Annotated in this window: 23 protein-coding genes; 18 read left to right on the plus strand and 5 right to left on the minus strand. The window is 73.4% G+C overall.

Annotated features, from left to right (window positions below):
- Positions 1–122: 122 nt before the first annotated feature.
- The 6 genes from V9U69_RS09325 (at position 123) to V9U69_RS09350 (ending at position 6673) form a co-directional block, all read left to right on the plus strand.
- Positions 123–1208: a VanZ family protein gene (locus V9U69_RS09325; RefSeq protein WP_337061394.1), complete on the plus strand. Its 1086-nt coding sequence runs from the start codon at positions 123–125 to the stop codon at positions 1206–1208.
- Positions 1209–1260: 52 nt separating this feature from the next.
- Positions 1261–1521: a phosphoribosylformylglycinamidine synthase subunit PurS gene (gene purS / locus V9U69_RS09330; RefSeq protein WP_337061395.1), complete on the plus strand. Its 261-nt coding sequence runs from the start codon at positions 1261–1263 to the stop codon at positions 1519–1521.
- Complete coding sequence (gene purQ, locus V9U69_RS09335; protein WP_337061397.1) at positions 1518–2198, plus strand: phosphoribosylformylglycinamidine synthase subunit PurQ; 681 nt, start codon at positions 1518–1520, stop codon at positions 2196–2198. Before purS ends, purQ begins: the two co-directional genes overlap by 4 nt.
- The gene (purL, locus tag V9U69_RS09340; RefSeq protein WP_337061398.1) at positions 2195–4540 is read left to right on the plus strand and encodes a phosphoribosylformylglycinamidine synthase subunit PurL; all 2346 of its coding nucleotides are present in this window, start codon (positions 2195–2197) and stop codon (positions 4538–4540) included. Before purQ ends, purL begins: the two co-directional genes overlap by 4 nt.
- A 251-nt stretch (positions 4541–4791) precedes the next feature.
- On the plus strand, positions 4792–6228 hold the full coding sequence (locus tag V9U69_RS09345; RefSeq protein ID WP_337061400.1) for a sugar porter family MFS transporter: 1437 nt from the start codon (positions 4792–4794) through the stop codon (positions 6226–6228).
- Between the two features lie 19 nt (positions 6229–6247).
- Entirely contained in the window at positions 6248–6673 is a 426-nt protein-coding gene (locus V9U69_RS09350) for a universal stress protein (RefSeq protein WP_337061402.1), read from the plus strand.
- A 75-nt stretch (positions 6674–6748) separates the two neighbouring features.
- Here the strand turns inward: V9U69_RS09350 and V9U69_RS09355 are convergent, their stop codons facing one another.
- Together V9U69_RS09355 and V9U69_RS09360 are read right to left on the minus strand one after the other, a co-directional pair.
- On the minus strand, positions 6749–7933 hold the full coding sequence (locus V9U69_RS09355; protein WP_337061404.1) for a phytanoyl-CoA dioxygenase family protein: 1185 nt from the start codon (positions 7931–7933) through the stop codon (positions 6749–6751).
- A gap of 53 nt (positions 7934–7986) precedes the next feature.
- A complete protein-coding gene (locus V9U69_RS09360) occupies positions 7987–8355 on the minus strand; it encodes a VOC family protein (RefSeq protein WP_337061406.1) in 369 nt (122 codons plus the stop codon).
- Positions 8356–8414: 59 nt separating this feature from the next.
- Here V9U69_RS09360 and V9U69_RS09365 point away from each other — a divergent pair, with 59 nt between their 5' ends.
- Complete coding sequence (locus V9U69_RS09365; RefSeq protein ID WP_337061408.1) at positions 8415–8867, plus strand: MarR family winged helix-turn-helix transcriptional regulator; 453 nt, start codon at positions 8415–8417, stop codon at positions 8865–8867.
- Between the two features lie 31 nt (positions 8868–8898).
- Here the strand turns inward: V9U69_RS09365 and V9U69_RS09370 are convergent, their stop codons facing one another.
- From V9U69_RS09370 to V9U69_RS09380, 3 genes are read right to left on the minus strand one after another with little or no spacing between them, the layout of a single operon-like run.
- Complete coding sequence (locus tag V9U69_RS09370; RefSeq protein WP_337061409.1) at positions 8899–9921, minus strand: Gfo/Idh/MocA family protein; 1023 nt, start codon at positions 9919–9921, stop codon at positions 8899–8901.
- 50 nt (positions 9922–9971) lie between these two features.
- A complete protein-coding gene (locus V9U69_RS09375) occupies positions 9972–10748 on the minus strand; it encodes an SDR family oxidoreductase (RefSeq protein ID WP_337061410.1) in 777 nt (258 codons plus the stop codon).
- Between the two features lie 50 nt (positions 10749–10798).
- Positions 10799–11536 (minus strand): GntR family transcriptional regulator, encoded by a 738-nt coding sequence (locus V9U69_RS09380; RefSeq protein WP_337061412.1) that lies wholly within the window; start codon positions 11534–11536, stop codon positions 10799–10801.
- Between the two features lie 313 nt (positions 11537–11849).
- Here V9U69_RS09380 and iolC point away from each other — a divergent pair, with 313 nt between their 5' ends.
- The 11 genes from iolC to V9U69_RS09435 all read left to right on the plus strand — a co-directional run bounded on the left by iolC (position 11850) and on the right by V9U69_RS09435 (position 23109).
- Positions 11850–12779: a 5-dehydro-2-deoxygluconokinase gene (gene iolC / locus V9U69_RS09385; protein ID WP_442907697.1), complete on the plus strand. Its 930-nt coding sequence runs from the start codon at positions 11850–11852 to the stop codon at positions 12777–12779.
- Entirely contained in the window at positions 12772–13677 is a 906-nt protein-coding gene (locus V9U69_RS09390; protein WP_337061415.1) for a Cgl0159 family (beta/alpha)8-fold protein, read from the plus strand. The genes iolC and V9U69_RS09390 overlap by 8 nt, the downstream gene beginning before the upstream one ends.
- Positions 13678–13714: 37 nt before the next feature.
- Entirely contained in the window at positions 13715–14614 is a 900-nt protein-coding gene (gene iolB / locus V9U69_RS09395) for a 5-deoxy-glucuronate isomerase (protein WP_337061417.1), read from the plus strand.
- Positions 14615–14656: 42 nt separating this feature from the next.
- Positions 14657–16588: a 3D-(3,5/4)-trihydroxycyclohexane-1,2-dione acylhydrolase (decyclizing) gene (iolD, locus tag V9U69_RS09400; RefSeq protein WP_337061419.1), complete on the plus strand. Its 1932-nt coding sequence runs from the start codon at positions 14657–14659 to the stop codon at positions 16586–16588.
- A gap of 137 nt (positions 16589–16725) precedes the next feature.
- On the plus strand, positions 16726–17622 hold the full coding sequence (locus tag V9U69_RS09405) for a sugar phosphate isomerase/epimerase family protein (RefSeq protein WP_337061421.1): 897 nt from the start codon (positions 16726–16728) through the stop codon (positions 17620–17622).
- A gap of 106 nt (positions 17623–17728) precedes the next feature.
- Complete coding sequence (locus V9U69_RS09410) at positions 17729–18724, plus strand: sugar ABC transporter substrate-binding protein (protein WP_337061423.1); 996 nt, start codon at positions 17729–17731, stop codon at positions 18722–18724.
- A 7-nt stretch (positions 18725–18731) separates the two neighbouring features.
- Positions 18732–19793, plus strand: a complete 1062-nt coding sequence (locus V9U69_RS09415; protein WP_337061424.1) for an ABC transporter permease — start codon at positions 18732–18734, stop codon at positions 19791–19793.
- Between the two features lie 8 nt (positions 19794–19801).
- Complete coding sequence (locus V9U69_RS09420; protein WP_337061426.1) at positions 19802–20677, plus strand: ATP-binding cassette domain-containing protein; 876 nt, start codon at positions 19802–19804, stop codon at positions 20675–20677.
- A gap of 10 nt (positions 20678–20687) precedes the next feature.
- A complete protein-coding gene (locus tag V9U69_RS09425; RefSeq protein ID WP_337061428.1) occupies positions 20688–21734 on the plus strand; it encodes a Gfo/Idh/MocA family protein in 1047 nt (348 codons plus the stop codon).
- A gap of 13 nt (positions 21735–21747) precedes the next feature.
- The gene (locus tag V9U69_RS09430; RefSeq protein ID WP_337061429.1) at positions 21748–22602 is read left to right on the plus strand and encodes a sugar phosphate isomerase/epimerase family protein; all 855 of its coding nucleotides are present in this window, start codon (positions 21748–21750) and stop codon (positions 22600–22602) included.
- Positions 22603–22719: 117 nt separating this feature from the next.
- The gene (locus V9U69_RS09435) at positions 22720–23109 is read left to right on the plus strand and encodes a tautomerase family protein (RefSeq protein WP_337061431.1); all 390 of its coding nucleotides are present in this window, start codon (positions 22720–22722) and stop codon (positions 23107–23109) included.
- The last annotated feature ends 33 nt before the right edge of the window (positions 23110–23142 follow it).

Below are 23142 nucleotides of genomic sequence, written 5' to 3' on the forward strand. Positions count from 1 at the left end.
CCGCCCCAGGGGGCCGTCCGGGTGCCCGCCCGGCGCGACCGGGCACCGCCGCTGCGCGAGGCTGGGCCCGTGCACCCCCGGACCCGCCGCCGCGCCGCCGGCCGTCCCCGGCGGGAGCGGGCGTGAACCGCCTGCTGCTGCCGGCCGTGGTCGCCGTCGCCGGCGGCGTGCTGCTGGCGACGGCCCTGTTCGTGCCGTACGTGGCGGTGCAGTTCCGCCGCCGCGGCACCGTCGGGCTGGTGCCGTCCGTGCTGGCGCTCGCCGTCCTCGTGCACGCCCTGGCGATCGTCGCGTACACGCTGCTGCCGTTGCCGGCGAGCACCGCGCAGCTGTGCGCCGACGGCGGTGAGCGCCCGCAGCTGGTGCCGGGCCGGTTCCTCGCCGACGCCGCCGGCCTGGGGCTGCGCACCCCCGCCGACGTCGTCGCCAACGCCGCCCTGCAGCAGTTCGCCTTCAACGTGGCGCTCTTCGTGCCGCTGGGGGCGTTCGTGCGCCACCTGACGCGGCGGGGGGTGCCCGGCGCCGTCCTGACGGGCCTGGGCGTGTCGGTGCTGGTGGAGCTGACCCAGCTGACCGGGGTGTGGTCCCTGTACCCGTGCGCGTACCGCCTCTTCGACGTCGACGACCTGGCCGCCAACACCGCCGGCGCCCTGCTGGGTGCGCTGGCCGCCCCGCTGCTGCGGCGCCTGCCCGGGCAGGAGACCGGGCCGGCGCGGGTGGCGCGCCCGGTGACGGCCTGGCGGCGCCTGCTGGGAATGGCCGGCGACGTCGTCCTGCTCACCGGAGCGGGCGCGGCCGCGGCGTTCACCTGGCGGGCGCTGGTGGTGGGCGCCGGGCTGGACGTGCCGCCGGCCGCGGACCGCGCGGTGGTGCTGCTGCTGGCGAGCCTGCTGCCGGCGGCGCTGCTGCTGGCGCAGGTGCTGGCCGGCGGGCGCACCCCCGGGGAGGCGGCGGTGCGGTTGCGCCCGCGCGGGCCGCGCGCCCCGTGGCGGGCGGTGCTGCGCTGGATGGGCGGGGCCGGCGGCTTCCACCTGCTGAACACCTCCGGGCCGGCGGTCGCCTCGTCGCTGGCGGCCGCGCTGGCGGTGGCCGCGGCGGTCGCGGTGTGGACGACCCGCGGGCACCGGGGCCTGCCGCACGCGCTCGCCGGCTGGGACGTCGAGGACGACCGCGTCCCGGCGGACGGGGGCGCGGCGCCGCGGCGGTAGCCTGGGGGCAGCCGAACCCGCCTCGGTCCACCCCCTCGAAGGAGCGCCGCGCATGGGCCGCGTCGTCATCGACGTCATGCCGAAACCCGAGATCCTCGACCCGCAGGGCAAGGCCGTCGTCGGCGCCCTGCCGCGCCTCGGCTTCGACGCCTTCACCGGCGTCCGCCAGGGCAAGCGGTTCGAGCTGGAGGTCGACGGGGAGGTCACCCCGGAGGTCCTCGAGCAGGCCCGCACCGCCGCCGAGAAGCTGCTGTCCAACCCGGTCATCGAGGACGTCGTCTCCGTCCGCGCCGCGGAGGAGGTGTCCGCGTGAAGGTCGGCGTCGTCACCTTCCCCGGTTCGCTGGACGACGGCGACGCCCGGCGCGCGGTGCGCCTGGCCGGGGCCGAGCCGGTGGCCCTGTGGCACGCCGACGCGGACCTGCGCGGCGTGGACGCGGTCGTCCTGCCGGGCGGCTTCTCCTACGGCGACTACCTGCGCTGCGGCGCCATCGCCAGCTTCGCGCCCGTGATGGGCGAGGTCGTCGCCGGTGCGCAGCGCGGGATGCCCGTGCTCGGCATCTGCAACGGCTTCCAGGTGCTGTGCGAGTCGCACCTGCTGCCCGGTGCCCTCGTGCGCAACGACCACCAGAAGTTCGTGTGCACGGACCAGCGCCTGCGCGTGGAGTCCACCGCGACGGCGTGGACGTCCTCCTTCGAGGCCGGTGCCGAGATCACCGTGCCGCTGAAGAACGGCGAGGGCGGCTTCGTCGCCGACGAGGCCACCCTGGACCGCCTGGAGGGCGAGGGCCGCGTGGTCTTCCGCTACCTGGGCGCCAACCCCAACGGCTCCCTGCGCGACATCGCCGGCATCGCCAACGAGCGCGGCAACGTCGTGGGTCTCATGCCGCACCCCGAGCACGCGGTGGAGGACGGCTACGGCCCCGGCACCGACGGGCTGGGCCTGTTCACCTCCGTGCTGGCCGCGGGCCTGGCGGCGGTGGGCGCGTGAGCGCCCCCGTCGTGCCGACCGCGCGCGCCCTGGACACGGTCGAGCGCGCCACCGCCACGCCCGAGCGCGAGCAGCCGTGGGCCGAGCTGGGCCTGAAGGCCGACGAGTACGCGCGCATCCGCGAGATCCTGGGCCGGCGGCCCACGGGCGCGGAGCTGGCGATGTACTCGGTGATGTGGAGCGAGCACTGCTCCTACAAGTCGTCCAAGGTGCACCTGCGCACCTTCGGCGAGCACCTGACGGACGAGATGAAGACGTCCCTCATGGTGGGCATCGGCGAGAACGCCGGCGTGGTCGACATCGGCGACGGCTGGGCCGTCACGTTCAAGGTGGAGAGCCACAACCACCCCAGCTACGTCGAGCCCTACCAGGGCGCGGCCACCGGCGTGGGCGGCATCATCCGCGACATCATGGCGATGGGCGCGCGCCCGATCGCCGTCATGGACTCCCTGCGCTTCGGGGCGATCGACCACCCGGACACCGCCCGCGTGGTGCCCGGCGTGGTCTCCGGCGTGGGTGGGTACGGCAACTGCATCGGCCTGCCCAACATCGGCGGCGAGGTCGTCTTCGACCCCTCCTACCAGGGCAACCCGCTGGTCAACGCGCTGTGCCTGGGGGCGCTGAAGCACGAGGACCTGCACCTGGCGAACGCCCGCGGCGCAGGCAACCTCGTGGTGCTCTTCGGTGCCCGCACCGGCGGCGACGGCATCGGCGGGGTGTCGGTGCTGGCGTCGGAGACGTTCGAGGCCGGCGGGCCGAGCAAGCGCCCCGCGGTGCAGGTGGGGGACCCGTTCCAGGAGAAGGTCCTCATCGAGTGCTGCCTGGAGCTGTTCCACGCCGGACTGGTCGAGGGCATCCAGGACCTGGGCGGTGCGGGGCTGTCGTGCGCGACCAGCGAGCTGGCCAGCGCCGGTGACGGCGGCATGCTCATCCACCTGGACCGGGTGCCGCTGCGCGACCCCTCCCTCTCGCCGGAGGAGATCCTCATGAGCGAGTCGCAGGAGCGGATGATGGCCGTGGTCACCCCGGCGAACATCGACGAGTTCCTCGCGGTGACGGCCAAGTGGGACGTCGAGGCCGCCGTGCTCGGCGAGGTCACCGGCGGCGACCACCTGGTGGTGCAGTGGCACGGCGAGACGGTCGTGGACGTGCCGCCGCGCACCGTGGCCCACGAGGGCCCCGTCTACCAGCGCCCGTACGCGCGCCCCGCCTCCCAGGACGCGCTGCAGGCCGACGCCCCGACGGCGCAGCGCCTGCCGCGCCCGGCGGGCGGCGAGGAGCTGCGCGCCACGCTGCTGCGGATGGTCGCCTCCCCGAACCTGTGCAGCCGTGCGTGGGTGACCGACCAGTACGACCGCTACGTGCTGGGCAACACGACCCTGGCGATGCCCGACGACGCCGGCGTGGTGCGCGTGGACGAGAGCACCGGGCTGGGCGTGGCGCTGTCCCTGGACGGCAACGGCCGGTACGCGAAGCTCGATCCGCGCACCGGTGCGCAGCTGTCGCTGGCGGAGGCGTACCGCAACGTCGCCACCACCGGCGCGAAGCCGCTGGCGGTCACCGACTGCCTGAACTTCGGCTCCCCGGAGGACCCGGGTGTCATGTGGCAGTTCGCGGAGGCCGTGCAGGGCCTGGCCGAGGCGTGCGAGGCGCTGGGCGTGCCCGTGACGGGCGGCAACGTGTCGCTGTACAACCAGACCGGCGACGCCGGCCTGGACTCCGCGGTCCTGCCCACCCCGGTGATCGGCGTGCTCGGCGTGCTCGACGACGTCTCGCGCCGCACCCCCTCGGGGTGGCGCGAGGCCGGGCAGAACCTCTACCTGCTGGGCACCACCCGCGATGAGCTGGGCGGTTCGGAGTGGGCGTGGGCCGAGCACGGCCACCTGGGCGGGCTGCCGCCGGTGCTGGACCTGGCGCACGAGAAGCTGCTGGCGGACGTGCTGGTGAACTGCTCGCGCGACGGCCTGGTGGACGCCGCCCACGACCTGTCCGACGGCGGCCTCGCACAGGCCCTCGTGGAGAGCTGCCTGCGCTTCGGCGTGGGCGCGCGCGTGTGGCTGGACGAGCTCTGCGAGCGCGACGGCCTCGACCCGTTCACCGCCCTGTTCTCGGAGTCCGCGGGCCGCGTGGTCGTGGCGGTGCCGCGCGAGGACGAGGTGCGGTTCACGGACGTGTGCACCGCGCGCGGCCTGGCGCACCTGCGCATCGGGGTGACCGACGCCCCCGACGGCGTGTCCGAGGGGGAGGAGCCCTCCCTGGACGTGCAGGGCCTGTTCACCGTGCCCCTGGCGGAGCTGCGCGAGGCGCACTCCGCGACCCTGCCGGCGCGCTTCGGCGCCTGAGGTCACGGGGGCCGGGCGGCCCCTGCTCGTCAGCCCCCGCGGTGCCGCCGCGGGGGCTGACGCGTCTTCGACCTCTGTCATCACGTCAGTATGTCTTGACATACTGACCAGGAATCCTTACGGTCGTCGGGCCGGGCCGCCAGGCGCGGGCGCTGTTCGACGGGGAACGAGGAGGGGCCGCCGGCACGGTCGTCGCCCCACCGCCCCGCACCCGATCGACGCTGCGACGCAGCACGCACGAAGGGTTCCCCATGGCCTCACCGACGCACGGAACGACCGCCACCGGGCTGCCGGCGCTGCCGCCGGACACCCGCGGCCCCCACTCCCGCCGCCTCGGCCTCGTCGCCGTCATCGCGACCTTCGGCGGCCTGCTCTTCGGCTACGACACCGGTGTCATCAACGGTGCGCTCGACCCGATGATCGCGTACTTCGGCATGACGGCGCAGCAGGAAGGCTTGGTCACCAGTTCCCTGCTCTTCGGTGCCGCGATCGGTGCGGCGCTCGGCGGGCGCCTGTCGGACCGCCAGGGGCGGCGCAAGAACATCATCCTGCTGGCCGTGCTCTTCTTCGTCGGCACGCTGGCCTGCGTCCTGGCGCCCAGCCTCCTGGTGCTCGTCCCCGCCCGCTTCCTGCTGGGCCTGGCGGTGGGTGGTGCGTCCGTGACCGTCCCCGTCTACCTCGCGGAGATCTCGCCCGCGGAGCGCCGCGGCGGGCTCGTCACCCGCAACGAGGTGATGATCGTCGCCGGCCAGACCGCGGCCTTCGCCATCAACGCCGTCATCGGCACCGTGTGGGGCTCCGAGGAGCACGTCTGGCGGTACATGCTCGCCATCGCCGCCCTGCCGGCGATCGCCCTGTTCTTCGGCATGCTCCGCATGCCGGAGAGCCCGCGCTGGCTGGTCTCCCAGGGGCGCGACGAGGAGGCCCTCGCCGTGCTGAAGCAGGTGCGCTCACCCGAGCGCGCCGAGGCGGAGCTCGCGGAGGTCCACGCGCTGGCCGAGGAGGAGGAGCAGGCGCACATCGGCGGCTTCTCCGACCTGGGCACCCGCTGGGTGCGGCGGCTCGTCGTCATCGGCGCCGGCCTGGCGATCTTCCAGCAGCTCACCGGCATCAACTCGATCATGTACTACGGCACCCAACTGCTGCAGGAGGCGGGTTTCTCCGCGACCGGCGCCCTGATCGCCAACATCTTCAACGGCGTCTTCAGCATGGCCGGCATCCTCACCGGACTGGCCCTCATCAACCGGATCGACCGGCGCACGATGCTCCTCGCCGGCTTCATCGGGACCACGACGATGCACCTGCTCATCGGGATCATGGCGAACGTGCTGCCCGAGGGGACGCTGCGCAGCTACACGATCCTCGTCCTGGTGGTGGCGTTCGTCTTCGTCATGCAGGGCACCATCGGGCCGCTGGTCTGGCTGATGCTCGCGGAGATCTTCCCGCTGAAGCTGCGCGGCATCGGCCTGGGCATCAGCGTGTTCATCCTGTGGATCACGAACTTCCTCGTGGCCTACTTCTTCCCGCAGCTCGTCGACCCCGTGACCGGTGTCGGCATCTCCAACACGTTCTTCGTGTTCGCGGCCCTGGGTGCGGTGGCGATCCTCTTCTGCTGGAGGATGGTGCCCGAGACTCGCGGCCACTCCCTGGAGGAGCTGGAGAACCGGTTCCGCCACGAGTACGCCTGAGCGCAGAGGAGTTCCACGCATGTCCGTCATGGTCGCGGTCACCGATTCCGCCGAGGGGCAGAACGCCCTGGAGGCGGCCTACGCCGAGGCGAAGCGCCTGGGCACCGACCTGGTGGTGGTGAACCTCCGGCTGAGCGCCCTGGACGTCTCCGAGGCCCCGGAGGGGCTGCGGCTGGAGGTCGTCGACCGGCGGGCCCGGCGCAACACCGCCGAGGCCGTCCTGGACGCCCTGGCCGAGCGCTCCGGGAGGGTGGAGCGCCTCGTCATCGGGGTGCGCCGGCGCTCCCCGGTCGGCAAGGCCGTCCTCGGCAGCCTGTCGCAGGAACTGCTCATGGAGGCCGACGTGCCGATCCTGGCGGTCAAGCTGCCCCGCCCGGGCAAGGACGGTGCAGCCGCCGACGGCGCGCAGAGCGCCGCTGCGGGGAGTGCGAGCGTGCGCGGCTGACGCGCCCACCGCACGAGACGGGCCCGCGGTCGCCACGGCGGCCGCGGGCCCTCGCCGTCCCTCCGGGGGCGTCGGTCAGCGCACCCCCCAGCGGCGGCGCCCCTCGTGCGCGGCCAGTTCCCCCTCCAGCCGCTGCTGCTCCCAGTCCTCCGCCAGCGCCCGCCACAGCAGGTCGGCCTGGGTGGCGGGCGCCAGGCCGCCGATCGGCGGGTCGCGGTCGAGGTCGGTGGGGAACGCGTACGCCTCCGCGGCGGTCGCCACGACGTTGCGCAGCTCCCGCTCCGCGGCGCCCGCCGTGCGCCGGGTGCGCAGGGCCCCGAACACCGCGGAGCTGACCGCGGTGGTGTCCACGGTCTCCATCGCGCGGCCGAACGCCGAGGACACCTGCAGCAGGTTCGCCATGCGCGACACGTCGGCCGACACGTTCGACCCGGCCCCGTGGAAGAGGGCGGGGTTGAAGAACACCGCGTCCCCCTTGCGCAGCGGCAGCTGCACCCGGTGCTCCTCGAAGTACTCCGTGAACTCCGGTTGGTGGAACGCGACGTAGCCGGCGGGGAACTTCTGCGAGTGCGGCAGGTACAGCGTCGGCCCGCTCTCCACGGGCATGTCGACGTGCGCCACCGCGCCCTGCAGGGTGAGCGCGGGGGACAGGGCGTGCACGTGGGCCGGGTACGCCAGCGCCTGCTCCCGGTCCATGAACCCCAGGTGGTAGTCGCGGTGGGCGCGCTGGGCGGTGCCGCCCGGGTTGACGACGTTCACCTGCGAGGTGACCTGGTAGCCGCGCCCGAGCCAGGCCTCGCAGGTCAGCGCCAGGAGGTCGTTGGCGTAGTAGTCGCAGAACGCCTCCGGGTCCCGCAGCGCGAACTTGTCCAGCGCTCCCCACACCCGATCGTTCGCACCGGGTTTGGCGAAGTGGTCCCCGCCGCTGACGCCGGCGGCCCTCTGCTCGGCGATCAGCGCGCGGAACACCGCCGTGGCCCGGTCCACGACGTCCGCCTCGAACGCCCCGCGGAACACGACGATCCCGGGCCCGGCGGCGAGGGTGCGGACCAGTTCCGCCTGCACGTCGCGGCGCTCGGCGGGGTCCTCCAGGTGGCCGCGCAGCCGCTCGCCGTAGACGGGGACGCCCTGCTCGACGGTGTCGGCCCACGGGTGCTCGCCCGGGTCGGTGTCCTGCTCCACGACGGCGCGGAACGCGTCGAGGTCGCAGTCGGCCGGGGTGAACCAGGCGGGGGTGGCCGGGGTGGTGGGGGTGCTCATCGTGCGGGCCTCTCTGCCGCGGGCTGGGGCGTCCCCACGGTAGGCCCCCGCGCTCAGGCGCGGTCGTGGACCGTGACGGCGTACCCGTCGGGGTCGGCGAACGTGAACGTGCGCCCGAACGGCCCGTCGACCGGGGGGCTGAGGATCGGCGTGCCGGCGGCGGCGAGGTCGTCGTGCAGCTCCTGGGCGTCGTCGGCGTGCAACCACAGCGCGACGCCGAGGCCCGGGCGCGCAGCGGCGTCCAGGTCGACGCCGGGCAGGGGCTCGCGCACGGCGAGCGGCACGGGGCTGGTGTCGAAGACGACCGCGTGCGGCGGGCCGGTGGGGGCGCGGCGCAGGCCCAGGCGCTGCTCGTAGAAGGCGGCGGCGCGCTCCAGGTCGCGCACCTGCAGGGCCAGGAAGTCGGGTCCGGTGACGGTCACGGTGGTTCTCCTCACGTGTCAAGGTCTTGACACTGGGCAGTGTGTGTCAAGCTCTTGACGTGAGTCAAGGGGAGACCGTCGGCCCGCTCGGGGAGTCGGCCGGGTACGCGCTCAAGCAGGCCGCCTCCGCCCTGCGCGCGGCGATGGACGCGGTCCTGCGGCCGCTGGACCTGACCGTGCCGCAGTACGCCTGCCTGGAGCTGCTCGAGCGGCGGCCCGGGCTGTCCAGCGCCGAACTGGCCCGCGGCGCCTTCGTCACGCGCCAGGCCACCCACGGCGTCCTGCGGGGCCTGGCCGAGCGCGGCCTGGTCACCAGGGCGCCCAGCGCCCCGCACGGCCGGGCCCTGCCCGTGGAGCTGACGGACGCCGGCCGCGAGGCGCTGCGCGCGGCCAGCACCGCCGTCCGCGCGGTCGAGCGGCGGATGCTCGCGCCGCTGGGCGCCGAGCGGGAGCGGCGGCTGCGCGAGGACCTGGCCGCCTGCGCCGCGGCCCTCGCCGAGCCCGCGCCGTGAACCGCGCGGTCCACGGCGAGGTCCACGGTGCTCAGCCGGGCGCGGTGTCCCGCCGCACCTGCGCCACCCGCACCGGCCGGTGCTCGCGCAGCGACAGCGCGCACGCCTCGGCGACCCACCCGGCCTCCACCGCGTCGGCGACCGTGCACGGCGAGGGCCGCAGCCCGGCGACCACCTCGGTGAACGCGCGCAGCTCCGCGCGGTAGGCGTCGGCGAAGCGGTCCACGAAGAACGTGTGCGGCACCCCGGCGGGGAACGTCGCGCCCGGTTCCAGCGAGCGCAGCGGCAGCCGGTCCTCCAGGCCGACCGCGACGCTGTCGGCCGTGCCGTGCAGCTCCATCCGCACGTCGTAGCCGCGCGCGTTGCACCGCGTGTTCGAGACCAGGGCGATCGCCCCGTCGTCGAGGGTGAGCACGGCGGCGGAGGTGTGCACGTCGCCCAGCTCGGCGAACACCTCCTCGCCGTGGGCGCTGCCCGTGGCGTACACCTCGACGACCTCGCGGCCGGTGACGAAGCGCACCGCGTCGAAGTCGTGCACGCTGCAGTCGCGGAAGATCCCGCCGGAGGTGGCCAGGTACGCCGCCGGCGGCGGGGCCGGGTCCATCGTCGTGGAGCGCACCGTGTGCAGCCTGCCCAGAGCGCCGCTGCGCACCGCCTCGCGGGCCGCGGCCACGGCCGCGTCGAAGCGGCGGTTGTAGCCGATCTGGACGGGCACGCCGCTCGCCTCGACGCGGCGCAGCACGGCCACCGCGTCGGCCGCCTCCCGGGCGACGGGTTTCTCGCAGAACACCGGGACCCCGGCCTCGACCGCGGCCAGGAGCAGTTCGGGGTGCGCGTCGGTCGCGGCGGCCACGACGAGCCCGTCGACCCCGGAGGCCAGCACCTCCGCGGCGTCGGCGGCGGTGGTGACGAGATCGGGGTGGCGCTGCGCGACCGCCCGCGCCGCGGCGGGGGCGACGTCGGCGACGACGAGGGAGTCGACGCCCTCCAGCTCGGTGAGGGTGGCGGCGTGGAACGCGCCGATGCGGCCGAGGCCGACGAGTCCGAGGCGCACGGGTTCCTCCAGGTTCGCGCTGCTCGCCCCGGCGGGTCCGGGGGAGGGGATCAGTCCAGGGCGCCCAGGACGTTCTGGTCCCAGTCGATCACCGAGCCGGTGACGACGCCGGAGCGGTCGGACAGCAGGAACACGACCATCTCCGCGATCTCGTCCGGGTCCGCCAGCCGGCCCATCGGCAGGTCCCGCCCGGCGGCCTCGGCCCAGCCGTCACCGGCACCGTGGAACTCCCGCTGGGTCGCGTCCTCGCCCTCGGTGGCGGTCCAGCCGATGTCCAGGCCGTTGACGCGGATGCGGTCGCGGCGGTGCGCGTGGGCGGCGTTGCGGGTCAGCCCCGCCAGACCCGCCTTGGCGGCGACGTACGGCGCCAGGTACGGCTGCCCGCCGTGCTCGGAGGAGGAGATGACGTTGACGACGCTGCCGGCGGCGCCGCGCGAGAGCAGGTGGCGCACCACCTCCTGCATCAGGAAGAAGGGCGCGCGCAGGTTCACCGCGACGTGGGCGTCGAACAGCTCCGGCGTCGTGTCGAGCAGCGTGCCGCGCGCGGTGAGGCCGGCGGCGTTGACGAGGTGGTCGACGCGGCCGTGGCGCTGCACCGCGGCCGCCACCGACGCGCGCGCCTGCGCCACGTCCGCGACGTCCGCCCGCACGAACGCGGCGTCGCCGCCGGCGGCGGTCAGCTCGGCGGCGAGGGCCTCGCCGGGGTCGGGGCGCCGGCCGGTGACGACCACGGCGGCCCCCTCGCGGACGGCCGCGCGCGCCACGGCGGCCCCCACCCCCTGGGTGCCGCCGCTGACGAGCACGACCTTGCCGGGCAGCAGTGCCACGGGACCTCCTGGGGACACGGGGTGCGGACGGGGAGCGGTGGTGCGGCGGTTCAGCGGTCGACGAGGGTGACCTCGAACGCGTACCGGCTGGCGCGGTAGACGTGCCGGCCCCACTCGACGGCACGGCCGGAGTCGTCGTGGGTGGTGCGCTCCATGGTCAGCAGCGGGCTGCCGCGGGTCTCGTCGAGCAGGGAGCACTCCTCCGCGGTGCCGCGCCGGGCGCCGATGCGCTGGCGCGCCACCCGCATCCCCACGCCGCGCGAGCGCAGCAGCTGGTACATGCCGCGCTCGGCGAGGCTGGACTCGCTGAGGTCGGTGAACGGCTCGGGCAGCCAGTTCTCCAGCACGGCCAGCGGTTCGTCGGCGGAGGAGCGCAGCCGCCGCAGGTGCAGCACGGGGCTGCCCTCGACGACCGTCAGGGACGCGGCCACCTCGCCGGAGGCGGGCACCACCTCGTGCACGAGCACCTTCGTGGTGGGGCGCTGCCCGTTGGCGGCCAGGTCGTCGTGCAGGCTCGTCAGCTCCACGGGGCGGGTGACCTGCCCGTGCACGACCTGGGTGCCCACGCCGCGCTTGCGCACGAGCAGCCCCTTGTCGACGAGCTGCTGGATGGCCCGGCGCATCGTGGGGCGGGACAGGCCCAGGCGGTCGGCCAGGTGGATCTCGTTCTCCAGGCGGGAACCCGGGGGCAGCTTGCCGCCCTCGATCGCCTGCTCGATCTGCCGGGCGACCTGGAAGTAGAGGGGGACCGGGCTGGACCGGTCCAGGTCGTCGAAGAGGTCGTCCACCGCGGGGCTCCTGTGCTCAGCGTCGCTGCTCAGCCGCTGCCGGCCGTCGCGCCATGCTAGCCGCCGGGTGCCTTTCACGTCAGCATGTCGATTTGTCCTGACATATGCTTGACAGCGCTCGGGCCGGACAGCAGGCTGGACCCGTCACCGCGCCGATGCGGCCCGGGCGACGCACCCGCCCGGGAGGGACGCACCGCTCCAGGGCGCACCGGAGCGCTCCCTCCCGGGCGGGCTCCGGTTCCGCCGGTACGAGGCCCGACGACGATTCAGGGAGGCTCGCGTGAGCAGCAGCGCCGCGTTCGACGTGGTGACGATGGGCAGGGTCGGTGTCGACCTGTACCCCTTGCAGGACAACGTGGGGCTGGAGGACGTCGAGACCTTCGGCAAGTACCTCGGCGGCAGCGCCACGAACGTCGCGGTCGCCGCTGCCCGCCACGGCCGCTCCTCCGCCGTCATCACCCGCACCGGTGAGGACGCCTTCGGCACCTTCGTGCACAAGGCGCTGGCCGAGTTCGGCGTCTCCGACGCCTTCGTCTCCGCCGTGGAGGGGCTGAACACCCCGCTGGCGTTCTGCGAGATCTACCCGCCGGACCACTTCCCGCTGCTGTTCTACCGCCTGCCCACCGCGCCGGACCTGCGGATCCGCGCGGAGGAGCTGGACCTGGAGGCGATCTCCCGCGCCGGCGTGTTCTGGGCGACGGTCACGGGCCTGAGCGAGGAACCCAGCCGCGGGGCGCACCACGCCGCCTGGCAGGCCCGTGCCCGCCGGCCGCTGACCGTGCTGGACCTGGACTACCGGCCCATGTTCTGGAAGGACCCCGCCGAGGCCACCGCCGAGGTGCGCCGGGCCCTGCCGCACGTGACGGTCGCGGTCGGCAACAAGGAGGAGTGCGAGATCGCCGTCGGCGAGACCGAGCCCCGCCGCGCGGCCGAGGCGCTGCTCGACGCCGGGGTGGAGGTCGCGATCGTCAAGCAGGGCCCGCGCGGCGTGCTCGGCATGACCCGCGACGAGGTCGTCGAGGTGCCCCCCACCCCCGTGGAGGTCACCAACGGCCTCGGTGCCGGCGACGGCTTCGGCGGTGCGCTGTGCCACGGGCTGCTGTCCGGCTGGGACCTGGAGCGCGTGCTGCGCTTCGCGAACGCGGCCGGGGCGATCGTCGCCACCCGCCGGGAGTGCTCCACCGCCATGCCGACGACCGCCGAGGTCGAGGCCCTGCTCGAGGAGGTCGCAGCCCGTGCCTGAGAACACCGCACCCGCCCCGGGGTTCGCCCGGGACTACGCGGAGGTCTCCGACGTCCGCGCGTTCCGCCCCGAGCGCATCGCCGAGCTGTCCCGCGCCCGCCGCCGCCGCGGGCACGTGCTGCCCGCCGACGGCCGGCTGATGATCATCGCGGCCGACCACCCCGCGCGCGGCACGAACGGCGTGGGGGACCGGCCGATGGCGATGGCCAGCCGCACCGAGCTGCTGGACCGCCTGCGCGTGGCGCTGGCCGACCCCGGCGTGGACGGGCTGCTGGGCAGCGCCGACATCATCGAGGACCTCACCCTCCTCGGGGCGCTGGAGGGCAAGGTCGTCTTCGGGTCGATGAACCGCGGCGGCCTGCACGGCGCCTCCTTCGAGCTCGACGACCGCTTCACCGGCTACGACGCGCAGGCGATCGCCGACGCCAACCTCGACGGCGGGAAGTTCCTCACCCGCATCGCGCTGGACGACCCCGGCACCCTGCCGACGCTCACCGCCTCCGCCGACGCCATCAGCGAACTGGCCGCCCGCCGGCTCATCGCGATGATCGAGCCGTTCTGGTCGCGCCGCGAGGGCGGGAAGGTCAAGCACGACCTGACCGCCGACGGCGTCATCAAGTCGGTGAACGTGGCGCAGGCGCTGGGCCGCACCACCGCCTGGACGTGGCTGAAGCTGCCCGTCGTGGACGAGATGGAGCGCGTCATGGAGGCCACGACGCTGCCCACCGTGCTGCTCGGCGGGGACCCCACCACCTCCCCCGAGGAGACGTTCGCGACCTGGCAGAAGGCCCTCTCGCTGCCGTCGGTGCGCGGGCTGACCGTCGGGCGCACCCTGCTGTACCCGCCGGACGACGACGTGGCCGCCGCCGTGCGCACCGCCGCCTCGCTGGTGCACTGAAACCCCACCCGACGACCGAGGAAGAGGACTGACGGACGTGGCGGACAACGCCCTGCACCTGCCCCGCGGCAGCGCCGCTCGCGACGGGTTCGACCTCGTGGTGACCCCCGAGGACGCGGGCTGGGGCTTCTCCAGCCTGCGCACGCTGACCCTCGCCCCCGGGGCCGCCCACGAGTTCGGCACGGGGGAGGAGGAGCTGATCGTCCTGCCCCTGTCGGGTTCGGCGCGCGTCGAGGCCGACGGTGAGGCCCTCGACCTCGACGGCCGCACGAGCGTGTTCGACGCGGTGAGCGACTTCGCCTACGTCGGGCGCGACAGCACCGTGCGGGTGAGCAGCCGCGACGGTGCCGTGCTGTCCTTCCCCGGCGCCCGGGCCGGCCGGCGCCTTCCCTTCCGCTACGGCCCGGCCTCCGGCGTGGCGGTGGAGCTGCGCGGGGCGGGGCGGTGCAGCCGGCAGGTGAACAACTTCGCCACCCCGCAGGCGTTCGAGACCGACAAGCTCATCGCCTGCGAGGTGCTCACCCCGGCGGCGAACTGGTCCTCCTACCCGCCGCACCGGCACGACCGCACCAGCGACGTGGAGAGCGAGCTGGAGGAGGTCTACTACTTCGAGTTCCGCTCCCTCGCCCCCGCCGGCACCCCCGGCGCGGACTCGGGGCTGGGGTACCAGCGCGTGTACGGCGAACCCGAGCGGCCGATCGACGTGCTCGAGGAGGTCCGCTCCGGCGACGTCGTGCTCATCCCGCACGGCTGGCACGGCCCGTCCATCGCTTCGCCCTCGCACGACATGTACTACCTCAACGTCATGGCCGGCCCCGAGCAGGAGCGGGCCTGGAGGATCTGCGACGACCCCGCCCACGGCTGGGTCCGCGGCACGTGGGAGACCCAGGACGTCGACCCCCGGCTGCCCTTCTGCTCCGCGCCCAGCGGCGCCTGAACACCCCCCCTCGACCACACGGACCGATCGGAGCCGATCGCCATGAGCGCAGAAACCCCCACCGCCGCGGGCACCGTCCGCCTGACCGTCGCCCAGGCGGTCGTGCGCTTCCTCAGCAGCCAGTTCACCGAGCGCGACGGGCAGCGCCGGCAGTTCTTCGGCGGCGTGCTCGGGATCTTCGGCCACGGCAACGTGGCCGGTGTCGGGCAGGCGCTGCTGGAGGCCGAGCTGGAGGCCGACGCCGGTGACGGCTGGAAGCCCGCCGCGCAGGTGCCCTACATCACCGGGCGCAACGAGCAGGCGATGGTGCACACCGCCGTCGGCTACGCCCGCCAGAAGGACCGGCTGCAGGCGATGGCCGTGACGGCCTCCATCGGCCCGGGCTCGTCGAACATGCTCACCGGTGCCGCGCTGGCGACCGTCAACCGCCTGCCGGTGCTGCTGCTGCCGAGCGACATCTTCGCCACGCGCGTCGCCTCCCCCGTCCTGCAGGAGCTGGAGCTGGACTCCGGGTACGACGTCTCCGTCAACGACGCGTTCCGGCCGCTGTCGCGCTTCTTCGACCGGGTTTGGCGCCCGGAGCAGCTGCCCGCCGCCCTGCTGGGGGCGATGCGGGTGCTCACCGACCCCGCGCTGACCGGCGCGGCCACCGTCTGCCTGCCCCAGGACGTGCAGGCGGAGGCGTTCGACTGGCCGCTGGAGCTGTTCCGCGAGCGCACCTGGCGCGTCGCCCGCCCGGTGCCGGAGAAGGCGCTGATCGAGGAGGCGGCGGCGCTGGTCCGCGCTGCGAAGGCGCCGATGATCGTCGCCGGCGGCGGCGTGACCTACTCGGGCGCCGACGACGCGCTGCGCGCGTTCGTGGAGACCACCGGCATCCCCGTGGGCCAGACGCAGGCCGGCAAGGGCACGCTGCCGTACGACCACCCGCTGTGCCTGGGGGCCATCGGTTCCACGGGCACCACCGCGGCCAACGAGATCGCCGCCGAGGCGGACCTCGTCATCGGCATCGGCACCCGCTACTCCGACTTCACCACCGCCTCGCGCACCGCGTTCCAGAACCCCGGCGTGCGGTTCGTCAACATCAACGTCGCCGGGCTGGACGCCGTCAAGCACGCCGGCCTGCCGGTGCTGGCGGACGCCCGCGAGGCGCTGGACGCGCTGGGGACGGCGCTGGAGGGGTTCTCCACCCCGGACGCGTACCGCGAGCGCGCCGCGCGGCTGAACCGCGAGTGGGACGCCGTGGTGGAGCGGTACTACCGCTCGGGCCTGGGGGAGCGCAACGGCGTGCTGGCGCAGGCCGAGGTGCTCGGCGCCGTCGACGAGGTGGCCGACCCGCGCGACGTCGTGGTGTGCGCTGCCGGTTCGCTCCCGGGCGACCTGCACTGCATGTGGCGCACCCGTGAGCGCAAGGGCTACCACGTGGAGTACGGCTACTCCTGCATGGGCTACGAGATCCCCGGCGGCATCGGGGTGCGCATGGCCGCGCCGGACCGGGACGTGTTCATCACGGTCGGGGACGGCTCCTACCTGATGATGCCCACCGAGCTGGTCACCGCCGTGCAGGAGCGGGTGAAGGTGATCGTGGTGCTGCTGCAGAACCACGGGTTCGCCTCCATCGGCGCGCTCAGCGAGTCGCGCGGATCGCAGCGCTACGGCACGAAGTACCGCTACCGCGACGAGCAGGGCCACCTGGCCGGCGGCAAGCTGCCCGTGGACCTCGCCGCGAACGCGGAGAGCCTGGGGGTGCGGGTGCTGCGGGTGAACACCCGCGAGGAGCTGGTGGCGGCGCTGCGCGACGCGAAGGCGTCGGAGGAGTCGACGCTGGTGCACGTGGAGACCGACCTGTACTCCGAGGCGCCCGACGGCGGCGGCTGGTGGGACGTGCCGGTCTCGGAGGTCTCGCACCTGGCCTCCACGCAGAGCGCCCGCGTGGAGTACGAGCAGCACAAGGCGCGCCAGCGACCGCTGCTCTGACGCCCGCCGGTGACGGGTGGGCGGTGCACGACCAAGTCAGAATGTCCGGACAAATCCTTGACAGGTCGCGCGCCACGCGCGACAGTTCCCGTGCCCGCTCCGCCAGGAGCGCACGACGACGTGGGAGGGTTCAACCAGTGAGCCGCATCACCATCGGGTCCGCCCCCGACTCCTGGGGCGTCTGGTTCGCCGACGACCCGCTGCAGACCCCCTGGACCCGCTTCCTCGACGAGGTCGCCGAGGCCGGGTACGAGTGGATCGAGCTGGGCCCGTACGGCTACCTGCCGACCGACCCGCAGCAGCTGGCCGACGCGCTGGCGCCCCGGAACCTCAAGGTCTCCGCGGGCACCATCTTCGCGGCCCTGCACCGCCCCGACCACTACGACGAGGCGTGGGCGCAGGTCGAGCAGGTCGCGGAGCTGACCCGCGCGATGGGCGGCACCCACCTGGTGGTCATCCCCGGCCAGTGGCGCAGCGACAAGACCGGTGAGGCCCTGGAGCCGCGCACCCTGGACGACGAGGGCTGGCGGCGGCTGGCCTCCGGCATGGACCGGCTCGGCCGCTCCATCAAGGACGGCTACGGCCTGCAGATGGCGTTCCACTCGCACGCCGACACCCACGTCGACACCCAGGACGAGATCGAGCGCTTCCTGGAGATGACCGACCCGGACGCGGTCAAGCTGTGCCTGGACACCGGCCACGTCAGCTACTCCGGCGGGGACAACCTGGAGATCATCCGCAGGTACCCCGACCGCATCGCCTACGCCCACCTCAAGCAGGTGGACCCGCAGGTGGTCGCCAAGGTCAAGCAGGAGGACCTCGGCTTCGGGGACGCCGTCAAGCTCGGTGCGATGGTGGAGCCCCCGCACGGGATCCCCGACATGCCGCCGATCCTGGACGCCCTGGAGGATCTGGGGCGTGACGTCTTCGCCATCGTCGAGCAGGACCTCTACCCGGTCGCCTTCGACGCCCCGCTGCCCATCGCCAAGCGCACCTACAGCTACCTGCGGTCCTGCCGGCTCCCGCAGTCCTGACGGACCGCCCCGCACCACCGTCTCGCACCAGACCCGCACCACCCCGCTGGGACCCAGCGGGTTCGACGCACCGGGCGCGACCGCCCGTGGAGAAGGGAACGGATCGATGAGGATTCGCTCGCGCAGGACGACCGTCGCCGCGTTCGTGGCCGTGGCCGCGATGACCGTGGCGGGGTGCAGCTCCTCCGGTGGACGCGAGGAGACCGGGGGTGACGAGGCGGCCGCGGGCGTGGCGGACACCCCGCGCATGGAGATCGCGATGATCACCCACGCCGCCCCCGGCGACACCTTCTGGGACATCGTCCGCTCCGGGGCCGAGGACGCAGCCGCCAAGGACAACGTCGAGCTGAACTTCCAGGGCGCCCCGGAGGCCGGCGACCAGGTCAACCTGGTGCAGAGCGCCATCGACTCCGGGGTCGACGGCATCGCCGTCACCATGGCCAAGGCCGACGCCCTGACCCCGGTGGTGCAGAAGGCCGTGGAGGCCGGCATCCCGGTCGTGGCGTTCAACGGCGGCTTCGAGGACTGGCAGGAGTCCGGCGCCGTCGGCTACTTCGGCCAGGACGAGGAGCTCGCCGGTGAGGCCGCCGGCACCCGGCTGAACGAGGAGGGCGCCCAGCACGAGCTGTGCGTCATCCAGGAGCAGGGGCACGTCGGCCTGGAGGCGCGCTGCCGCGGCGTGGACAACACCTTCAACGGCACCAGCGAGGTGCTGTACGTCAACGGCACCGACATGCCGTCCGTGCAGCAGTCGATCACCTCGAAGCTGCAGCAGTCCCCGAGCATCGACCGGGTCGTCACGCTGGGGGCACCGTTCGCGATGACCGCGGTGCAGTCCGTGGACGCCGCGGGCTCCGACGCGCAGGTGGTCACCTTCGACACCAACTCCGAGCTGATCGGCGCCATCCAGGACGGCGACGTGCAGTGGGCGATCGACCAGCAGCCCTACCTGCAGGGCTACCTGGGGGTGGACTCGCTGTGGCTGTACAACACCAACGGCAACACCATCGGCGGTGGGCAGGCGACCCTGACCGGCCCGTCGTTCATCGACTCCACCAACGTCGACCAGGTGGCGGAGTTCGCCGCCAACGGGACCAGGTGAGGCCCCGGTGAGCACCTCGGTGAGTCCCGCGGGCACCGCGCCCGCGGTCCGCGACCGCGACGACCGGGTCAAGACCCGATCCTTCAGCTCGCGGCTGCTCTCCCGCCCGGAGATCGGCTCCCTCATCGGCGCGCTGGCGGTCTTCGCCCTCTTCGCCGCCGTGGCCCCCACCTTCCGGCAGGCGTCCTCGCTGGCCACGGTCGCCTACGCCGGCTCGACCATCGGCATCATGGCCGTCGCGGTGGCCCTGCTGATGATCGGCGGGGAGTTCGACCTGTCCGCCGGTGTCGTGGTGACCACCACGGCGCTGACGGCCGCGACGTTCTCCTACCAGTTGCGGTTGAACCTGTGGGTCGGCGTCGGCGTCTCGCTGCTGGTGGCGCTGGCGATCGGCGCCTTCAACGGCTGGCTGCTCATGCGGACCGGCCTGCCGAGCTTCCTCATCACCCTGGGCACGTTCTTCATGCTGCAGGGCATCAACCTGGGCGTGACGAAGCTGCTCACCGGCGGCGTCTCCTCCAGTGCCGTGTCCGACATGGACGGCTGGGACTCCGCCCGGGCGGTGTTCGCCTCGACGATCAGCATCGGCGGGGTCGGTGTCCGGATCACCGTGTTCTGGTGGATCCTGTTCGTGGCGATCGCCACCTGGACGCTGCTGCGCACCCGGGTGGGCAACTGGATCTTCGCCGTCGGCGGTGACGCCCCCTCCGCCCGCGCGGTCGGCGTCCCCGTCAAGCGCACGAAGATCGGCCTGTTCATGACGGTCGGCTTCTGCGGCTGGTTCGTCGGCATGCACCAGCTGTTCAGCTTCGACTCCATCCAGTCCGGCGGCGGCGTCGGCCAGGAGTTCATCTACATCATCGCCGCCGTCGTCGGCGGGTGCCTGCTCACCGGCGGGTACGGCTCGGCGGTCGGTTCGGCCATCGGCGCCCTGATCTTCGGCATGACCAGCCTGGGCATCGTCTACGCCGGCTGGGACGCGAACTGGTTCAAGCTGTTCCTGGGCGTGATGCTCCTGCTGGCCACGATCGTCAACCTGGTCGTGAAGAACCACGCGGCGAAGAGGTGAGGGGACCGATGAGCACCGACACCCACGAGCGCACCGGCTCCTCCGGGCACTCCCCGAACACCGAGATCCTGCGGCTGAGCGACGTCGGCAAGAGCTACGGCAACGTGCACGCCCTGCGCGGGGTGTCGCTGTCGGTCAGGCAGGGCGAGATCACCTGCGTGCTCGGTGACAACGGCGCCGGCAAGTCGACCCTCATCAAGATCATCGCCGGCCTGCACCAGCACACCGAGGGCACCGTGGAGGTCAACGGCGAGCAGGTGCGCTTCACCTCCCCCAGGGAGTCCCTGGAGCGCGGCATCGCCACCGTCTACCAGGACCTGGCGCTGGTGCCGCTGATGTCGATCTGGCGCAACTTCTTCCTCGGCGCCGAGCTGCGCACCGGCGTCGGGCCCTTCAAGCACCTCGACGTCAAGCGCATGATGCAGATCACCGACGAGGAGCTGACGAAGATGGGCATCAACGTGCCCGACCTCGAGCGCCCCGTCGGTGCCCTCTCCGGTGGGCAGCGCCAGTGCATCGCCATCGCCCGCGCGATCTACTTCGGCGCCAAGGTCCTCATCCTCGACGAGCCGACCGCGGCCCTGGGCGTCAAGCAGTCCGGGGTGGTGCTGAAGTACGTCGCCAAGGCGCGCGACGCGGGCCTGGGCGTCATCTTCATCACCCACAACCCGCACCACGCCTACCTGGTGGGCAACCACTTCGTGATCCTCAACCGCGGCCACGTCTCGCTGGACAAGCCGCGGCAGGAGATCACGCTGGACGAGCTCACCAACGAGATGGCCGGTGGTGCCGAGCTCGCGGCCCTCAGCCACGAGCTCTCCGTCCCCGGCGAGACCCCCGAGAACGCCGCCGCCCTGGCGGCCCCGCACGAGAACGCACGGTAGGAGACAGCACATGAGCACGGCGACGCAGAACACCCGGCACACCGCGCGCCAGGGCTACGACCGGGACCTCCGCGTCGCCGTGCTCGGCGTCGGCATGATGGGCCAGGACCACGCCCGCCGCCTGGCGCAGCTGACCAAGGGCGCCCAGCTCGTGGCCGTCAGCGACGTGGACGCGGCCCGCACCGACGCCGTGGCCGCCGAGTTCGGCGTGCGCGCCCTGCACGACCCGGTCGCGGCCATCGCCGACCCCGAGGTCGACGCGGTCGTCATCGCCACCCCCGGCTTCACCCACGAGGACCTCGTGCTGACGGCGCTGCAGGCCGGCAAGCCGACCCTGTGCGAGAAGCCGCTGACCACGTCGCCCGAGACCTCCCGCAAGGTGGTGGAGGCCGAGCGCGCCCTGGGTCGCCAGCTCGTGCAGGTCGGTTTCATGCGCCGCTTCGACGCCGAGTACGAGCAGCTGCGCGCTCTCATCGCCTCGCAGGAGCTGGGCCGCCCGCTGTTCCTGCACTGCGCGCACCGCAACGCGACCACCCCGCCGAACTTCAACTCCGAGCAGCTCATCCTCGACTCGGTGGTGCACGAGGTGGACGTGACCCGCTTCCTGCTCGGCGAGGAGATCAGGGCCATCACGGTGCTGACCCCCGGGCGCACCTCGCACGCCCCGGAGGGTCTGCAGGACCCGCAGTTCGTCCTCATGGAGACCGGGAGCGGCGCGCTCGTCGACGTGGAGATCTTCGTCAACACCACGTTCGGCTACGAGGTGCGCACCGAGCTGGTCGCCGAGCGCGGCAGCGCGCGGATCGGCCTGGGCGTCGGCCTGGTGAAGCACTCCGCGGCCGGCTGGGGCGGGCACATCACCGCCGACTTCAAGGAGCGCTTCGGCGCCGCCTACGACACCGAGTTCCAGCGCTGGGTGGACGCCGTCCGCAGCGGTGCCGGCGTCGACGGCCCGGGCGTGTGGGACGGGTACGCCGCCGCCGCCGTCTGCGCCGCGGGCGTGGAGTCCCTGCGCACCGGCCGCCGCGTCGAGGTCGACCTCGGCGCCCGGGTCTGAGGGGGCGACGACGATGCAGATCGCCCTGGACACCTACATGTTCCGCGACGTGCCGCTGCTGAAGCTGCCGGGCCTGGTCGCGGACCTCGGCTACGAGTGGATCGAGCTGTCCCCGCGCGAGGACTTCATCCCGTTCTTCCGCCACCCGCGCGTGGACCTGGCCACGGTGCGCGCCTTCCGCAAGGCCCTGGACGCAGCCGGTGTGGGCGTGTGCTCCACGCAGTTCGTGCAGCGCTGGTCAGGCCCCGGTGAGGACGAGCGCCGCCAGGCGGTGCGCAACATCAAGCGCATCGTGGAGGTCACGACCGAGCTCGGCGTGCCCGTGGTGCAGTCGGAGTTCAACGGCCGCCCGGAGCTGCCCGAGGCCAGCGAGGCCCGCTTCCTCGACTCCTTCGAGGAGCTGGCCCCCGTCTTCGAGGCGAACGGGATCGAGCTGCGCCTGGAGCCGCACCCGGACGACTTCATCGAGGACGGCTTCCGCGCGGTGGACCTCGTGCGCGGCCTGGACCGCCCGTGGGTGGGGTTCGTCTACTGCACCCCGCACACCTTCCACCAGGGCGGCGACGGCCCGGGGATCATCCGCTACGCCGGGGACCTCGTGCGGCACGTCCACGTGGCGGACACGTTCGACTTCCGCGGCTCCTCCGGGCTGCGGTACATCATCAACCCGCCCGGCTCGACCGCGCGCATCCACCAGCACCTGAACATCGGTGAGGGCGAGGTGGACTTCGACGGCATCTTCGCCGCGCTGGGCGAGGTCGGCTTCGACGGGGCGCTGTGCGCCAGCGTCTTCGCCTGGGAGGAGAAGCGCGAGGAGTCCAGCCGCCTCATGCGCGAGGCGATCCAGGAGCACGCCGACCGCTGGTGAGGCGGTCGTGAGGGCGAGGGGGGCGGTGCCGCTGGCACCGCCCCCCTCGTGCGTTCCGGCGCGCTCCCGGTGACCTAGATGTGTCAGAATGTTAGGACATATCGAGAGGAGACGCCCGTGCCCCTGCTCCGCTTCGACCTCGTCGCCGGTCGCACCCCCGAGGCCCTGACCGTCCTGCTGGACGCCGCCCACGACGCCGTCGTGGAGGCCTTCGAGGTGCCCTACGGCGACCGCTACCAGGTCGTCCACCAGCACGCGCCCGGTGAGATGGTCGTCCACGACACGGGCCTGGGCATCGAGCGCACCGACGACGTCGTCGTCCTGCAGATGACCAGCAGGCAGCGCACCCGCGAGCAGAAGGAGCGCTTCTACGCCCTGCTGGTGGAGAACCTGCAGCACCGCTGCGGCATCGAGCCCAGCGACGTCGTCGTCTCGGTCGTCGAGAACTCCGACGCGGACTGGTCCTTCGGCCACGGGCGCGCGCAGTTCCTCACCGGCGAGCTCTGAGCGGGCGGTCCGGCGGCCACTGGCCGCCGGACC

The sequence above is a fragment of the Kineococcus sp. G2 genome (assembly GCF_037154035.1).
In the GTDB taxonomy this organism is placed as follows: domain Bacteria; phylum Actinomycetota; class Actinomycetes; order Actinomycetales; family Kineococcaceae; genus Kineococcus.

Coding starts and splice junctions, on each gene's coding strand:
- V9U69_RS09345 (WP_337061400.1), top strand. CDS start 4,792: ATGGCCTCACCGACGCACGGAACGACCGCCACCGGGCTGCCGGCGCTG.
- iolC (WP_442907697.1), top strand. CDS start 11,850: ATGGGCAGGGTCGGTGTCGACCTGTACCCCTTGCAGGACAACGTGGGG.
- V9U69_RS09355 (WP_337061404.1), bottom strand. CDS start 7,933: ATGAGCACCCCCACCACCCCGGCCACCCCCGCCTGGTTCACCCCGGCC.
- V9U69_RS09425 (WP_337061428.1), top strand. CDS start 20,688: ATGAGCACGGCGACGCAGAACACCCGGCACACCGCGCGCCAGGGCTAC.
- V9U69_RS09420 (WP_337061426.1), top strand. CDS start 19,802: ATGAGCACCGACACCCACGAGCGCACCGGCTCCTCCGGGCACTCCCCG.
- V9U69_RS09350 (WP_337061402.1), top strand. CDS start 6,248: ATGTCCGTCATGGTCGCGGTCACCGATTCCGCCGAGGGGCAGAACGCC.
- purS (WP_337061395.1), top strand. CDS start 1,261: ATGGGCCGCGTCGTCATCGACGTCATGCCGAAACCCGAGATCCTCGAC.
- V9U69_RS09430 (WP_337061429.1), top strand. CDS start 21,748: ATGCAGATCGCCCTGGACACCTACATGTTCCGCGACGTGCCGCTGCTG.
- iolD (WP_337061419.1), top strand. CDS start 14,657: ATGAGCGCAGAAACCCCCACCGCCGCGGGCACCGTCCGCCTGACCGTC.
- V9U69_RS09410 (WP_337061423.1), top strand. CDS start 17,729: ATGAGGATTCGCTCGCGCAGGACGACCGTCGCCGCGTTCGTGGCCGTG.